At 48.6% G+C, this 15,189-nt stretch carries 12 protein-coding genes; 6 read left to right on the top strand and 6 right to left on the bottom strand.

The features are described 5' to 3' along the window. Positions 1-67: 67 nt before the first annotated feature. The 5 genes from P1K88_RS02920 to P1K88_RS02900 all read right to left on the bottom strand — a co-directional run bounded on the left by P1K88_RS02920 (position 68) and on the right by P1K88_RS02900 (position 4,676). Positions 68-1,021, bottom strand: coding sequence for an HNH endonuclease family protein (locus P1K88_RS02920; protein WP_276412415.1), 954 nt, complete (start codon positions 1,019-1,021; stop codon positions 68-70). Positions 1,022-1,239: 218 nt separating this feature from the next. Continuing rightward, positions 1,240-2,322, bottom strand: coding sequence for a DUF262 domain-containing protein (locus tag P1K88_RS02915; protein WP_276412414.1), 1,083 nt, complete (start codon positions 2,320-2,322; stop codon positions 1,240-1,242). Positions 2,323-2,742: 420 nt separating this feature from the next. Then, positions 2,743-2,985 carry a hypothetical protein gene (locus tag P1K88_RS02910; RefSeq protein ID WP_276412413.1) on the bottom strand — a complete coding sequence of 81 codons (243 nt, stop codon included), beginning with the start codon at positions 2,983-2,985 and terminating at the stop codon, positions 2,743-2,745. A 226-nt stretch (positions 2,986-3,211) separates the two neighbouring features. Next, the gene (locus P1K88_RS02905; RefSeq protein ID WP_276412411.1) at positions 3,212-3,559 is read right to left on the bottom strand and encodes a hypothetical protein; all 348 of its coding nucleotides are present in this window, start codon (positions 3,557-3,559) and stop codon (positions 3,212-3,214) included. A gap of 700 nt (positions 3,560-4,259) precedes the next feature. Beyond that, positions 4,260-4,676 carry a hypothetical protein gene (locus P1K88_RS02900; protein WP_276412409.1) on the bottom strand — a complete coding sequence of 139 codons (417 nt, stop codon included), beginning with the start codon at positions 4,674-4,676 and terminating at the stop codon, positions 4,260-4,262. Between the two features lie 270 nt (positions 4,677-4,946). On the opposite strand from P1K88_RS02900, the gene P1K88_RS02895 reads away from it, so the two are divergent. After that, complete coding sequence (locus P1K88_RS02895) at positions 4,947-5,228, top strand: hypothetical protein (protein ID WP_276412407.1); 282 nt, start codon at positions 4,947-4,949, stop codon at positions 5,226-5,228. 43 nt (positions 5,229-5,271) lie between these two features. Beyond that, the gene (locus P1K88_RS02890) at positions 5,272-8,844 is read left to right on the top strand and encodes an Eco57I restriction-modification methylase domain-containing protein (protein WP_276412405.1); all 3,573 of its coding nucleotides are present in this window, start codon (positions 5,272-5,274) and stop codon (positions 8,842-8,844) included. 13 nt (positions 8,845-8,857) lie between these two features. On the opposite strand, the gene P1K88_RS02885 is transcribed toward P1K88_RS02890, so the two are convergent. Continuing rightward, a complete protein-coding gene (locus P1K88_RS02885; RefSeq protein ID WP_276412404.1) occupies positions 8,858-9,226 on the bottom strand; it encodes a DUF7344 domain-containing protein in 369 nt (122 codons plus the stop codon). A 751-nt stretch (positions 9,227-9,977) separates the two neighbouring features. Here P1K88_RS02885 and P1K88_RS02880 point away from each other — a divergent pair. The 4 genes from P1K88_RS02880 to P1K88_RS02865 all read left to right on the top strand — a co-directional run bounded on the left by P1K88_RS02880 (position 9,978) and on the right by P1K88_RS02865 (position 15,171). Beyond that, entirely contained in the window at positions 9,978-10,730 is a 753-nt protein-coding gene (locus P1K88_RS02880; protein ID WP_276412403.1) for a hypothetical protein, read from the top strand. A 417-nt stretch (positions 10,731-11,147) separates the two neighbouring features. Then, a complete protein-coding gene (locus tag P1K88_RS02875) occupies positions 11,148-12,176 on the top strand; it encodes a hypothetical protein (RefSeq protein WP_276412401.1) in 1,029 nt (342 codons plus the stop codon). Between the two features lie 10 nt (positions 12,177-12,186). After that, positions 12,187-12,786, top strand: coding sequence for a hypothetical protein (locus P1K88_RS02870; protein ID WP_276412399.1), 600 nt, complete (start codon positions 12,187-12,189; stop codon positions 12,784-12,786). A 1,050-nt stretch (positions 12,787-13,836) separates the two neighbouring features. After that, a complete protein-coding gene (locus P1K88_RS02865; RefSeq protein ID WP_276412397.1) occupies positions 13,837-15,171 on the top strand; it encodes a Cdc6/Cdc18 family protein in 1,335 nt (444 codons plus the stop codon). Positions 15,172-15,189: the final 18 nt, after the last annotated feature.

Raw genomic sequence — 15,189 nt, 5'->3', positions numbered from 1 at the left:
AAGCCGTTCTGTCTCTACCAGTCTGTAGTGAACGTTGGAAAACTACAGGAGAAGAAGCGTTAGTTGTCTATATCGCGTTCAGATACTCACTCTGACGGAACTTGTATACTGGATCTTTCAGATTCGTTTCACACCCACTGCATTCAGCCTCCCAACCTTCCAACGAATGCAAATCCACCACAGTGGCATCACACCTCGGACAATTATTCATCGTCACCCACCCACTACCTGTGGCCCTCTCCTGCTGAAACCGCACTGATGGAATAGTGAAACCATCATCATCTCTCTCTTGGTGATAGTTCCGGACTTCGTGAGCAATATCTCGAAGAATCGTAGGGGTGATCTTCACATCGTCAGGCATCTCTTGGACGTGAACATGAGCAGTACTCATCCCACCCCACTCTTGCAGCGCGAACCGTACGATCTGCAACGCCCGATCGTTCGCCTTCTCCCGAGACCAGCCGTCCTCTGGATCAGGAAGTTCGTTTATCATCTCCATTTTCGACTCACTGTACGTATCTTCGTACTTTTCTTCATACTGCATATTGCTCGCACCAGCATTGTCTCGAGGGCCCAGCAGCACAAGGTTCCCCAACGTATCTATTGTCTCTGCAAGGTCGGTGCTATCATCTTCGGCAGACTGCGGATGGATATGTTCGATAGTGATACCTTCCGACTTCCATTGCGAGAACTGCGGCAACTGCGAGAGGTCATCACGACTACCCTTCCCGCGCAGGTGTGCCTCGTACTTGTACAAAAGATACCGAATTACTTCGTTATCACGAACCCCTGTCCACCCGTCATTGCGGTCTGTTCCATCGAAAATATCCTCACGGAGGAGACAATCCATAAAGTAGGTATCCGGACAATTGTCCCCGATTTCTGACTCAATACGCTTGCACGTTTTCGGGGCAGCCTCATTCAGCGTGTTGAATTTCAGTGCAGACTGTTGACCGTCGAATATCTTGTTTGCATGGTCAGATCGACCAGCCCACTCGATCCAATACCCATGCCGTTGCAACGCAGCACGTCCAGCATCAGTTCGGCGTCCGGCTACGTTATATACACGGAACGAGAGCTTTCTCGCATAAACTGGCCATCCGACGGAATTCGTCCCCGATGCCGTATTGATGGTGTGTTGCCATCAGGAGTGGCAAAAAGTTGTTTGATACTGAGAGGCGATTCAGACCATCCAAGTCTTCCACAATTTCCTCAGTCCGCTCATAGTCTGAGCTGATCTCATCGGGATATTTTATTTGTAAGTACGCGACAGAACAGCGAAGTAAAGCTGTCTAAATACGAGTTAATCCAGTCTCGGACATCATTTTCGGGTTGGTTGAGTGATGCGTGCTTTTCGAGGTGCTTGATGCGCCGATGGACGGTGGTATATTCCGAGTTTGTCTGTCTGGCAAGGACGAGTTCTCCCGAGAAGAGCATCCAGTGATATCTGACGAATGTTTCAATATCACTATCTTCACCACCATATTTAGTGATGTTTTCAAGTACCTCTCCAATATTCCGGTAGATGTCTAACGATAGTTCGTTGTCATCGAATCTAGCAGAGCAGTAGACAAGGTAGCTTTTGATTTTGTCCAGATTCGTCAGTTCCTTTCCTCTATCGTTGATAACCTCGAAGAGACGGCCAGACTCTGTTTCGTCCTCGACGGTGTATTGCGTCACTTCAAGACCGGTCTTGACGATTTTTTGCACTTCTTTCAGGAAGTCGTAATACTCGTCATGTGAGTCCTCGGAAACATGTTTTTCTCGCTTTCCTTCCAACCAACTGCGAATCTCCCGTTTTGCGTTAATCAGTCGGCGTTGCGAGATTGTTTCTGATCGGATATTTTCTAGTTCTTCGTTATGGACAACAAGAGATGCAAAAACACGGTCATTGATGCTGTCGAGTTCGATTCGTTCGGTGTCGTACGAGATAACGAATGTTTCTCGGTTCTTTTTAGCGAGTTCAGCTGGAAGTGCATCTGAACTCACTTTCTCTTCATCAAGTGATTTGAGCTGTTCGTTGATACAGTTCATCAGGACGGACACTGTTGTCATTCTCTGTTGTCCGTCGATGATGTCGTAGGCTTCAAAATCGTTTGTTTCAGATTCTTGGATGCCCTTATCAAGCATCACGATAGTACCAAAGTAGTGGGAGAAGTTGCTTCCCTCTTCGGTTGTGCGTTCTTCGTAAGAGTACTCGATGTCTTCGAGAAGATCGCGGACTTCCTTCTTGTCCCAAGCGTACCCCCTTTGATATTTAGGGATTTTAAAAACTGAACTGGAAAAGAGTTCTCCTAATTTAGTTTGGCGGACATCAGCCATGTTAGATGTTTATTCGATTGTATCTATTTAGTAGTAGGGATGTCCTAGCTAGTTGAATGGCATATATTTGGCTATTGTGAGTCTTCTACTGTGTATGGTTAATACGCTTATAAACTGGTTGTGAGCTATGGGCGGTTTGCGTTCCACAGTTCCGATTTGGCCCATGAATTCAATCGGCGTTCGTTGGTGTCGAGGTGTTGCTTGCCGTGTTTGTTCAGTACGTCTTGCAATCGACGTCGATCCTTCTTCGTCAGTACCTGTCCCTTCTCGACTTTCTGGAGGAGCGATTCTAAGTCAGCAATTTGTGGGGAGACGACAGAACAGTAGTTGATAGCCTGCCTCACTGCCTTCCGTTGACCAGCGTTGAACAGAGTCGAACGGTCGGCCAGTTCCGACTCCATCCGCACACTGCGAGGGACACTACTCATCGTTGGTCACCTCGAGGTCTTCAAGCGCTTCATCTGAACCCCGATAGGTATCTACAGTGCCGGTCACGGAGTCGATCTCGTAGACCATCGTGCTGTTGCGATGCCACCAAGCCACGACACGCTCCGTCGTTTCAACAAAGAGGTACAAACCGCCGATCAGCAGCAGTGGAAAGACCACTGTGGCGAAAATGACACCAGCAGCGACCCCTACGGCGATGGACAAAATATCACTCATCGAGAATCACCTGCGAAGGAGTCGAGAATAACCCTGGAGACGACGGAAAGCACCCAGAACGGAAGCAGCAACAGAGACCCCAGAGGGCTAGGGAACGTCGCACTACGCCAGTCCTTTTCGCTGTGATGGCAGTCGGAGCATCAATATTCGACGAAGCCACGGTATGGCCGTTGGAGGGTGAGCGACTCACACCGTTCACACGTGTGGTCGCTGACTGTTCCTCGACTCATCGAGACTCACCTTTAGCGAATTTGTCGAGTCCCGTCTGTGGAGAGTCGATAGTCTCGGACGCACTTTCGAAAACCACGACTTGGCTTTTAGCAAGAAATTCAGACTGACCGTCTGGCTGAGTCACCAGCCACGATTTCGAGCTGTAATCTTCCACTTCCGCGACGAACAACGTCTTCCCACCAGCAATCGATTCTAGGGAAGTGCCGTCGGCCATCCAGCCCGGGACGAACACGATGGTTTCGATGCCTTCCGACATCAACTCTGCAATCGCGTCCGCTCCCTTGCTGCTGATTTCATAGCAGGACTCGAGGTCGCTGTAGGATTCGATGGTAACGACCGTCATCGGTCGTCTCCTTTGAGGAAGTCGCCGATGGTGGTTTGGTCACAATTGCTGCAAAGCCAGCGTGTTTCGCGAATTTCGACACGTTGCTTGCAGTCGTGTTTGTATTTGTTGCAGGCGGCACAGAAGCCGGTTCTGCGTAGTCTATTCAGGTTCTGTTCTGTTTTGTTGTTTAGTGGAGCGTGTCATAGAATAGTTCTCATAGCTTGCTGAGTCGGCTCTAACGAAATAATATCGCCGTACACTTGGTGCACGCTGTTCTCAGCTTGTTTTAGCTATGGCGAAAGATAAGTTCGGCGTCGCTGTTGACGAGGAAATCGTGCGAGAAGTGGATGAACTGGTCGCTGAGTGTGACGATCTCGGAGCCAGCCGCTCCGAGATCGTCGAAGCCATCCTCACAGCGTTCGTTCAATCCGAGACGAATCACGTTAAACGGGTACGAGAAATCATTATTCGGAAACGAAAGGGTACTCTCTAACTAATTTTGAACTGTGTGCACTTAGTGCACGTAGTTCTAATCTAATAACCCGCTATAATAGTATTCAAACTGACTATAGTATGTGAAGAGGTCTATGACACGCTCTAGTGTTCTACTCATATTGGAGGGAGGGTGACGAAGCGGGGACACGCTTCGCCGTATGCCCTTATGAGGAATCGAACCCCACGTCACCGCCAGGAGGGCTACTGTACCGCAATCTGTCGGCTAGTCCGCCAGGATCTCGTCAAGCGTTGCTTGCGTGGATTCTGTGTTGTCGATAACCACTGCATCGTCAGATTCGACGACTCCAACGTCCTTTCCGTCGGTGTTCTCGGGTGTTTCAGACTCTCTAAGTGGGTAATCGCTGATACTATTGGATAGCGAGTGTCCGAGGTGAATCACGAGCTCGTTTTTGTGGTCGTCCGATTCCGCATTGACGTATTCCCGGCTCGGAATATGCGCGGACTGTGACCATTCCCCGTCGCGTCGCCCGTAGAGACTTGCTTGCGTTACCAGGTCATCGTCCATCATCAGCTCGATGCGAGCAACGCGTTCAGCGTGTTCGTACACACGCTTTTCTGCCGTTTTCGTTTGAAGTTCCCACGTGTCTGTGAGTGGGATGAGAGAATCCCAGCGTGACATTATTCGTCACCCCGCGTGGTGTCGCCAGCAACCCGGATATCCGTTCCTTGGAGAGATTCTTCGAGGGTTGGACGGTCGTCTGTGTAGTCAATGTGGATGCAGTCGTCAGATTCTGAAACGGTAATTTCAGGATTTTGTTTGTTTGAGTTATTCATATAGTATGTGATAGTAAACACCAGAGGTATAAAATGGTAATGCAAATGCCGATATAGTATACTCACCTACTCGTGTATTTTAAATGGGCGCGATGCATACACAATAACACGCAAAATGTCACGAGCACTACTGACTGACCGCGAACGAGAAATCATAGCCGGCGAAGCAGAAGACGTAGAACACCCGAAAAAATACCAAGCCAATACCCGAGCACGCGTCCGCAAACGACTGGAGCGAATCGAAGAAGACCTCTCACTACTCGACGAACACGAACCAGGAATTGCTGACCAACTACGAGAGAAGATTTGCGAGGGTTCACAGCAGGAGAAGATGCACGAAGTCCTTGACGACATCCAAGCAGACATACAAGAACTGAAAGAGGAACACAACACATAGACAGGGAAAGTATGAAGACATCATAATTAGATTGTAAAGTATCATGAGTTCTCGGCGGTCTCGATCTACACCGACAGAATTCACGCTCCAAGACCTCCAAACATCTGTCCCCGACGATATACCCCTCCAGCTCGGAAACAAAATCCAGGACATTGTCGCTAAACTACGCCAACGCATCGATGGCGACGACCTGAAAGATATACTCAAAAATGGGACTCTCCTCACCTCGGCCCACGATCAGAAAGGCCAGGCCCCAGAGGAGTTCACAAAAAATGTCATTATCGAACAGCTGTTCGAGGAGCTCAACTTCCCGTACGCACATCAGGAAGTCAATACCCCAGCAGAAGATGAAGACCAATGGGTAGACTACAGCGTTCCGCTTGACGACTACCCAAACATAGACTCCACCCAGCTTCTGATCGAAGCAGAACCCATCAACAAGCGCCTCGACCAACAAAAACACGGGATTGGTCAAGTGAAGGGATGGCTCCATCACGAACCATTCGAGAGTGACTTCGGCATGGTGACGGACGGTCTGCGGTGGATTCTCCTGAAAAAAGACCCCGACACGCACACGATTAATAAAATCAGTAGTATAGACCTCACTCCCGTATTTATCGCGCTATTTGAAGACCAGGCAACGAATAAATCGGACGCTGAGGATGTCCTTTCTGAGGAACACCTTCAAACGCTTGAAGAGTTCTATCGTACGTTCTATTTTGACAATTTCACCAACATCGCATCTGGTGTTCAGTCGATAATCCGCCGGAAAAAGAAGGAGATCACTGAGTCTTTCTATGACGGATATATTGAGATTGTCTTCGGAATCACCGATGAAGACAGCGACGGACGCGACACCGACAGATGCCTCGTAGCAGATGGGCTTGATTCACCAGCAAGCGCGGGCGAAGAGGAACGGAGACTATTCTCTGTTCAATTAATGAACCGCCTGGTTTTCATCAAATTCCTTGAGGACACTGGTGTTGTTGATGATGCTCTGTTGAATGAGGTGAAACAAGCACACGAAGACGGCGAGCATCTTGGTGACTTCTATTCCACATTTATTCAACCGTTAGTGTATGACGTTTTCAATAAACCCAAAGGAAAGCGACCCGACAAAATCCAAGAGCGTTCCACGTATCGAGATATCCCGTATCTGAACGGTGGTTTATTCCGAGCTAACATTGAGGACGAAGAGAAATTCACTGTTTCGGACGCTGTCCTGCTCAATATTATTGATTTGCTGGAGGATTATGAGTTCTCAACTACTGGTGGGCCCGACGAGCTTGATCCGAGTGTGCTCGGGACAGTTTTTGAGAAAACAATAAATTATCTGGCCGGAGAAACTGGTGCTCAGAAGGATCTCGGGGCGTACTACACTCCAGACAATATCACCCGATATACCGCAGACAGGTCGGTAAAAGAGGGGTTGTTGACTGAATTTAAACAGACGCTGCAACAGGATTGGGGTTGGCGCGAAGGCGAAATAGCTCGATATGACGATATCCACGAACTGGTCGATGCACTGTCACCCAATGAAGACCAGATTGACTCTCTAATCGCAACTGTGGATGATTTCCGTGTTCTTGACCCTGCATGTGGGAGTGGACACTTTTTGACGTCTGTACTGAATGAAATTGTAGCGATTCGTCGCTCTCTGTACGAGAAGCACAGTGACTCCCCAGCTAACCATACTCTAAAGAAACGAACGGTGCTTGCGAACCTGTACGGTGTTGATATTGTCGGGCCAGGTGTCGAGATCACTAAATTACGCCTTTGGCTTTCAATCATGGCTGATCTCTCTGAGACCGATCTCGATGATTTAGACCCGGGTGAACTCGCGCTACCCAACGTGGCGTTCAACATTCGGGAGGGGAACTCATTGATTGGGTACACTGACACCCAACGTTTGCAAATTGAGGATGAGAATGACGAGCATCAGCAGTCCCCACTTAGCGAATGGACAGAGAAGTCTGTTGAGGAACTCGTTGAGGAACGACAAGAGCTGGTGAACGAGTACAAACAACTGTATGGTGAGGACGCACACGACATCGAGGACGAAATCCAAGAGCTGGATACGGAATATAACTCCACACTGAACGAGAAACTCCTTGATGACCTACGGAATGCTGATGTGTCGTTCGAGCATGAGATGGATACCGTTGAAGCGCCGGATCTGCCGGGAAAAGCCATCGAAAAAATCTCGATAGAATTTGAGGACGCATTAAGTGATAGTCGGAAAGAGGAACTTGACGACGAGTTCCGTGATGCGAAGGGCCTTCGAATCAACAAGGGGAAAGATGGCTACGTCTCGATGACGCTCAGCAACAAGTACGTCATCCGCACCCCCGAGGGCCGTCTTCAACAGATACTCGATAGGGTTGAGGGGAATATCGAAGAATTCGAAATCTTCCGGTATTTGACCGAAGAGGACTTAGAAGACGTGGAGTACCTTCACTGGCCACTGGAGTTCTATGAAGTGTTCCAAGATGGTGGGTTCGACGTAGCCATTGGAAACCCACCATATGGCATCGATATTTCAGAGGCCGAATCTGCACTGGGTAACTACCCGGACGAGAACCACTCATCCATGGTGTTCGCCTCACGATCTGAACACCTCACCCGCAGTGGTGGACAAGTCTCATTCGTTGTTCCGAAGGCACTCACGTACGCGTACCGGTGGGCCGACGCTCGCAACCATCTCTTGGAAACAGACCTCGACTACCTGATTGACCTCCGCGAAGCGTTCGACGGTGTCAAACAAGAGCAAATCATTCTGATGTTCTCGTCCACCGACGTAGATGATGATATTGTCGTCGGTCGGCGCAACGATAACGGCAGTAACACTGAGTTCTTCGAGCAAGGGTACCAGCAGTCTGCCTTCGATGAAGATGGATTCTATATGTGGGTTGACGAGGAGAACGAGGATATTCTCAAAAAACTCAGCGAGTACGATACATTCGATGATGTCGAGTTTGCAGAGGCAACAAAGGGAATAGATGCCTTCAAATCGTACCTCACGGGCGACCCGAGCGATTTGCTGGCATATCGAGGTGACGACATTGGCCAGTTCCGATTCGTGAGTGAGAGTTATCTTGACTCGGATATCAAGAAACGCTCGAACTTCCACTTAGCTGGGAAAGGCAAAGAAAAGGTTGTATTCCAGCGTATTCTCGCACACATAACCGACCCGACTGACCGAATTGTCATTCAGTGTGCCGTAGATTATGATGGGGCGACTATTCCAGACACCTCCATTCATGCAATCCCCAAAAATCACTCTGTCGAACTGCTTTGTGGGCTGATGAATTCCAGCTTGTTTGCTTGGTATGCGTACACGAGAATCTACAATCGAGCGATCCGTTCGATGGATTTGACACCGATCTATTTCGGACGTCTTCCGGCCCCTCCCCAGGATGACGAGCATCTCATAGAAACGATTGAGGAATGCACGAAGCAAATCCAAAGTTGTGGGCCTTCAGACCGACAGCAGATTCTGGATGCATATTCGGAACTCAACGACGCTGTTTATGATCTCTACAAGCTCAACGACGAGGAACGACAAGTTCTTGAGTCGAATACCCCACCGCATGAGGGAACGTTACTGAACTGGTGACGAGAAAGCACGTTTAGTTGAGTTCGGTTTCGAACGCCTTGGCTGCTTGGTGCAGCACAAACACCTCCGGACGCACAGTCACAGTTTTCGCCTGTGTATCGTAGTCTACAGCCCCAATACCGTCTTTTGTCGATAGGACAATCATATGGCTCTGGATTAGGGCAACGTAGCAGGCTGTACGGTTTTCTCCGTTGGATAACCGGTCGGCAAGATCAGATACAGAAACTGTCTCGCCGACATCGTGCTCTGAGAGAAATCCGAGAACACGACGTCTGCGTTCATTACTGACAGCTTTGTAGGCATCGTCCGGGGTAATCGATGTATTGACCGGCCTGTTGGTTGGTTGCGATACAGTATCTTTCAGTTTCTGAAGCAGACTCATCAGTTCTCTCTACAACGAGTCTGCGCCAGCTGCTAGTATAAAAGCGAAGACCAGCTCTCTTACCAATCGGTTTCGACCAGATCATCTGTCGCGCACACTGGGCACACAGGAGCCTCTTGAGTTTCGATGTTGTCCGCGTGCCGGGGAGTGTCTCCGCCCAAATGACTCCAGCCAATATCCGTGATATGAAGGTATTCATGCGACATGCCGGGCTTGATGACCATGTCCAATTCCTTCAGATTCTCCAAGGCTTCTCGGTGACGTTCCGTGCTGTATTGGCCGTTCAATCTCTCTCCGACTAGCCGACGAAGTCGATGGTAGTCAATGGGGTCATGGTACGCGATAATCTCCAGCATCGTTTGTTCAGCAGAAGTCGGGGAAGTTGTCACGTGGATTGCTAGTCTATCAGCATGTATGTATACGATTGGTCTAAATCTAGAATATAACTGGTTAACAATATCCTAATCCCCTGATTAGAACCGAGAAGACACCCTTCCGACGGGTCGAGATCATGCTTGGGACTGGCAGTCGGAGTAAATTCAGTCATCCACAGTGCTGGCGTCGTCGCTATTGAGGAGCGTTTCGAGGTATTGCTGACCAGCAGTCTGTTCGCAATACTGGCACATCACGGGATCTCTAATCGCTCGTTCGTCAGAGTCAGATGCCACCATATCTGTAGGTCGCCCCAGAGTGTTTTCTATATGACGGCCTAAATATGACAGGGCTCTATTTTATTTGAGGTCTAGTTATTATGGGTCACAACGACTCTTCATATGTGACACGCACTTTTACAGTCCACCCAGCGATAACCTTGGACTCGTCGGTTCAACAGCAAAACGAGTCTGAGCAACACTGGGCTGTCAAAGCAGCAATTTGTGATCGACTTCGCTCCGACCCGGATTACATAGGTACGATAGAAACAGAGAAGAAAACGTCAGATTTGATTGGAGATATCCGTTGTCAACTCTCCGAGTCTCCATCCCATATGCCGCAGCGATTTGTCATTGAAGTCGAGACTGCCGCATCAAACAAAGATCGGCTGCGAGCTACCATAGGCCATCTCCGATTTGGCTATTCCGTTTGCTGGATATTCACTGTGGATGCTCACGAAGAACGGCGAGAAACTGAGAATATTTTGGAAGAATTTACTACCTCAGAACCATCACTGGGTGTTGCCTCACTTGCGGACGGAGAACTCTCTCTGGGGACTCCGGTTCGCTGGGACGAATTCTCACCACCAACACCATGGCTTGGCCGTCATGAACTGTATATCCCGACCTATAATCGATATGTCAACTGTTTCAACCATGGCGATTTCAAGATCGAGGGCAATCGGGTGACAATCTACCGAAAGCCCGGTCGTGGACAGATGTACGTAAGTTGGCACCTCGAAAACGGCCAGCAGACACTTCCCAAACGTGCCGGTTGGGATATCGATGAATTCCTCAAGGATGTCCAACAAGGTAAGATCGAACGAGTCTCACCAGTTCGTGGCCCTCCATGAGTCAGAACGAGGTATTGCAACAACTATTCACACTGTGAAGGAAGACTGCATAATCTCTTCCTTTCCGAATCTCTCTATATCATATAGTATCTGCTTGGACAACTGGAAAGCCATTATCGAACGGAACTCAGACATTGTCAACAAAATTTCTGTCTACAATTTCGACTCCGAAGGACGATAGCCATTCGCCAGCAACAACAGTAACTGATAGCTATTCAATCTCTTTTTACTCCCTATACTCCACTATTCTTGGTACACTGAAAAGCGAGTTTTTTCCCGTCAATTTGGCTCTAACCCGTTCGAAAGCAGAATACAGTACTGAAAAATTGAGAGGCGAAAATAATCGAGTGAAAATGATCAACTGGTACGCATAGATAAGTGTTTTATTTTCAGACAAATTATATTGAATAGATATCAATGAATACCCCATCCAAACCATCATCCCCCGAGCGACCAAATGAACTTTCTACGATTACAACGACAGAAGACCGTCAGCCCCATCTTTGGCGAGATAGTCATCAAGACTTCGATGGATTTGCACGGTTACTCAATGCCCTCGCAGAAAAAACAGAGACAACAGATGAAGCAATTAATATTTGTCTTCTTGCTGAATGTATCGCAGATCACTTCGCGCGCGGTTGCACAACAGTAGAGAACACGACCACTACTATTGACCTAGCTCAGGGACACAGTGAAATCAATCAACTTCTATCACCAACAACGTTAGAACGAGCAGAGGCACTGGACGTAATAGAACCCCCCACAGTGTATAATGGATCGGACAAGATTCCCCGACGCAAAATCGCTCGACGAACCTTGTGGGATTTGGGGCCCACTGCAAAGGAATATCTGGACATGCAGGCCGTACGAGGTTTCGATGAGAAATCCACTAGCCTCAGATCTGATGCGAACGAAGGCATTGCCCATCGATACATAGTTCGTCTCACCGAACACGCGTATACGGGAGCAGGCAAGCGTGTAAAAACGTACATTAGGGCCGCCGATGTCGCCGATGTATCCCCGGAACTGGACGACAAAGTGTACGATATTGTCGCCTACGGTGATGATGGAACAGTCGCTGCAACGTGTGAGGTCGAAATGCGGCCAAATAACCGATCACACATTACTGACGATGCGCGTCTACATGCAATTCTCCCAGGGGACAGCGATTGGGTCGTATACCGAAAACAAGACGTCAACAGATTGCTCTCTACGTTCGTCCGAGATGGATCGATCGAGTTACCCGACGGACATCCCGGATGGGATGCTCCAGATCTCAGCACCACAAATGCAATGGAGCGACTCGAACGGGTTTTCGATGCTCCATCAGGGTCGGTTCCATCGCTTCAAAGCCCAATCATCACTTCAGTGACCACCGCGGATAACATCCGAGCAATGGCGCAAACCCGCCGCCCAGACGTCTTCCAAGAACTCACTCTCAAATAGACACTCATCTATGACTGACTACGCAAACGATAGCGCCGATGAAAACGACGGTAAGTACAGTACTGAGACAGAGATGACCTTCGAGGGATTGCTTAAAACTAGCCTTCGAGAACGTGACGAGCCCGAACAGACACCAACAGAAACCGTGGAAGTCAAGCAGCAAGCTCCAGCATCGAACCCCGAGCCAAGCACCTCACAAGCCACCGAGACGGAGCGAGAAGATTCTGCTAGTCTCCAGCGAACCAAATTAGCCGAGACAATCGGAAAACACGTCTCTAATGGGGCTTCCAAGTCATTAGTTGAAGCAAAAACGAACGCAATCGGCCATCAGACAACCTATTCCCTTGCCAAGACGACGATAGACCAGCAGACATACTACTTTGTTGCCCAGATTACCGACCAATCATACCAACCACACAGAGCACAACTCGTGATAAAAGATTTCGGGAAAAGCTGGTCTTTTGAGCACCCAGATGTCCCTGTAGATGGGATTCGTCGCGCTATCGGAGACCAGCGTCAACGAGATATGCGCGCTGGAAAAACGCCCGTTGAGCGACTTTCAGATGGCCAAGTAGAGACTGTTCGAGATTGGTATCAGAATCGAAGCTGAAATCGCATTCGAGGGGGTCGGGGAGCTCTACGGGAGGGACGATGACGAAATCAAAGTCTATGACCAATACCTCGTGCTGGATTTTGACGTGGAAGAACTGCTGCTGGGTAACGATCTCCCAAGAATTGACCGAGAGGCAAACTATTGTTGTCCGAGAGAACATTAGAGAGATTGTCTCACCGAGTCTCACCATTCCACAGTCTTTAGCCGATTACTTGAAGCAAAACGTCGATCGCCCGGTTTTTGCGAGAATAATGTTCGACGGGTGAAGCCCATTCGGGAGGATTATTTCAGGTTGGTTCTGTTTTCCAACAGGACAAAACGAAAAACGTGTTTTGGACTCTGCTGAAATCCTCAGCAGGTGACACAGTCTGGCCTAGCTTTGGTCAATACAGACTGTGCACGTACTACTAATGTGCTAACTCCACGTTTTCGTCAGACAGCAACTCATCGATACAGTCCTCACAGAGACGAAGCTGTAGTTCTTTGTCAGCGCGTTCAAATCTAAACATTCGAATGCTTTTTCGAGTTTCACGACCACAATGAGTGCAGTTCATGGCAAATAACTGAATTTGAGGGGGGAGTGATATTGTCGTTTAGCACAAATCTCTCAAATGTCTCTGTACTTGTAGCTAAAGCTGAGTGATACGCACCCGCACTGACCGGCTGTTGCACGCTATATTATGTCCGAAAAATAGGATTTCAACAGAGCCGTGTTTTGCTAAATGGTAAAACCGCCGGCGTATTCGACCATCCCACACCCACACACCAAATTTCCGGAGTTATCCAATCATCTATGGGGGTGGGGGAAAGAATAGAATTATTTGTATATTATTTGAGTAAGTTATATATGTGGGTAGTGTTAACAATTCCGTACTGGGAACAAATGCAGTATCTCTCTGGGTGCTGTGCGTAGTGGTGGTTGAGTGGCCGACCCCTTCTCGATGAACACTTCTCCGGAAATCTGGTGTGGGTGTCTGCCGCCAATCCCAGTGACGGTTTGACCGAACTTTGGCGAACCCTTATAAGTCAGAAATGTGCTTAGTCACCATGTCGCGTTTCAAAACCGAATCCACCATCTTCAGCTCCGAAGAGGCCTTTCGTGACGAATATCGTGAAGACCTCTTCGTTGAGCGTGACGAGATTGTTGACAACTACATTCGCTTGCTCCAGCCAATACTGAGAAATCGCTCTCCACCGAATATCTTCGTGAGCGGTGAGCGTGGAACTGGAAAGACATCTACGACAAAATACGTCCTTGATCTGCTTGAAAAGGAACTAGCTGGTGCAGATCGGACATTGTCCACAGTGAGCGTGACCTCATCTCAGGGAAGTAAATCCTACCAGATGCTCATCAAGGTCGTTAACGAGCTACGAGCCAAATATGGTGACGAAGACGAAGAGCAACTCCCTAAGACCGGCAACTCCTATGACAAAGTGAAATCTGAACTGGATAATCAACTGGCTCGGCTAACCGGTGTTCTGTACGTTGTTATTGATGAAGCTGATGACATCTGCGAGCCGGACAAGTTCTTCAATGACCTGTCCCGAATCCATGAGAGGGCTGGTCTTTCCAACCTGGATATCGGCATCATTGGTATCGCAAACGATGGCCATGTTCTCGATGAACTAAAGCCAGCTACCCGATCAACACTGCAATTCAAGGAGCTCGTATTTGCTTCTTTCACCACCAGTGAACTACGAGAGATACTGAGGAAACATGGAGAGATCGGATTCTGCGACGGGGTGCTCTCGAAGAAAATCATCGAACTGAGTGCAGCAAAGTGTAGTCGAATGGGTGGAGATGTTCGTGATGGACTGGAATTGTTGTCGCACGCTGGCGATATCGCCCGTATGCGTATCGAAGCTGAAGAGCAGTCGAACTCAGAACCGCGAGAAATCACTGAGGAGGATGTTGAGAAAGCGGAGAAAGAAATAGTTCCTGCATGGGTCAGTACTGCTATTCAGAATCTGGGTGACAACCATTGCAGAATACTGTATATCATTGGCAGCGCAGCGGCCCAAGGGAAGACACCACTTAGAACGTCAGAGGTACAGGGAGCATTGAGCAGTATGTTTGGATGCGATTATTCAACACGTCACATCCAAGAGCATCTGCGGAGCCTTACCGAACGGGGTCTCTTGAGCAGATCCCACACCAACAACGGTCGCCAAGAGGTAGACGGGGGAAGCTATAACAAGTATGGGCTCGGAGTTGAGCTTCTGAGGTTGATTGAAGGATTGAGTAATGCTGAATTCTCTGGTGGTTCGTACGATCTGATAGAGAGTCTGTGTGAGGCAGTATTTATGAACGGAAGCCTTTCTCAATCAGAGATGGATCGCATCTTGAATGACACAGTATACGTATCCGGGAACTCTGTGTGAATATTTTGGTATGTCCTA

Source organism: Haloarcula halobia (assembly GCF_029338255.1).
Taxonomy (GTDB): Archaea; Halobacteriota; Halobacteria; order Halobacteriales; family Haloarculaceae; genus Haloarcula; species Haloarcula halobia.
This window is presented reverse-complemented; position numbering and strand designations above follow the sequence as displayed.

Excerpts from the sequence above, each read along its gene's own strand:
- P1K88_RS02905 (WP_276412411.1), bottom strand. The coding sequence starts at position 3,559 with ATGACGGTCGTTACCATCGAATCCTACAGCGACCTCGAGTCCTGCTAT.
- P1K88_RS02895 (WP_276412407.1), top strand. The coding sequence starts at position 4,947 with ATGTCACGAGCACTACTGACTGACCGCGAACGAGAAATCATAGCCGGC.
- P1K88_RS02865 (WP_276412397.1), top strand. The coding sequence starts at position 13,837 with ATGTCGCGTTTCAAAACCGAATCCACCATCTTCAGCTCCGAAGAGGCC.
- P1K88_RS02880 (WP_276412403.1), top strand. The coding sequence starts at position 9,978 with ATGGGTCACAACGACTCTTCATATGTGACACGCACTTTTACAGTCCAC.
- P1K88_RS02885 (WP_276412404.1), bottom strand. The coding sequence starts at position 9,226 with ATGAGTCTGCTTCAGAAACTGAAAGATACTGTATCGCAACCAACCAAC.
- P1K88_RS02915 (WP_276412414.1), bottom strand. The coding sequence starts at position 2,322 with ATGGCTGATGTCCGCCAAACTAAATTAGGAGAACTCTTTTCCAGTTCA.
- P1K88_RS02870 (WP_276412399.1), top strand. The coding sequence starts at position 12,187 with ATGACTGACTACGCAAACGATAGCGCCGATGAAAACGACGGTAAGTAC.
- P1K88_RS02890 (WP_276412405.1), top strand. The coding sequence starts at position 5,272 with ATGAGTTCTCGGCGGTCTCGATCTACACCGACAGAATTCACGCTCCAA.
- P1K88_RS02900 (WP_276412409.1), bottom strand. The coding sequence starts at position 4,676 with ATGTCACGCTGGGATTCTCTCATCCCACTCACAGACACGTGGGAACTT.
- P1K88_RS02910 (WP_276412413.1), bottom strand. The coding sequence starts at position 2,985 with ATGAGTGATATTTTGTCCATCGCCGTAGGGGTCGCTGCTGGTGTCATT.
- P1K88_RS02875 (WP_276412401.1), top strand. The coding sequence starts at position 11,148 with ATGAATACCCCATCCAAACCATCATCCCCCGAGCGACCAAATGAACTT.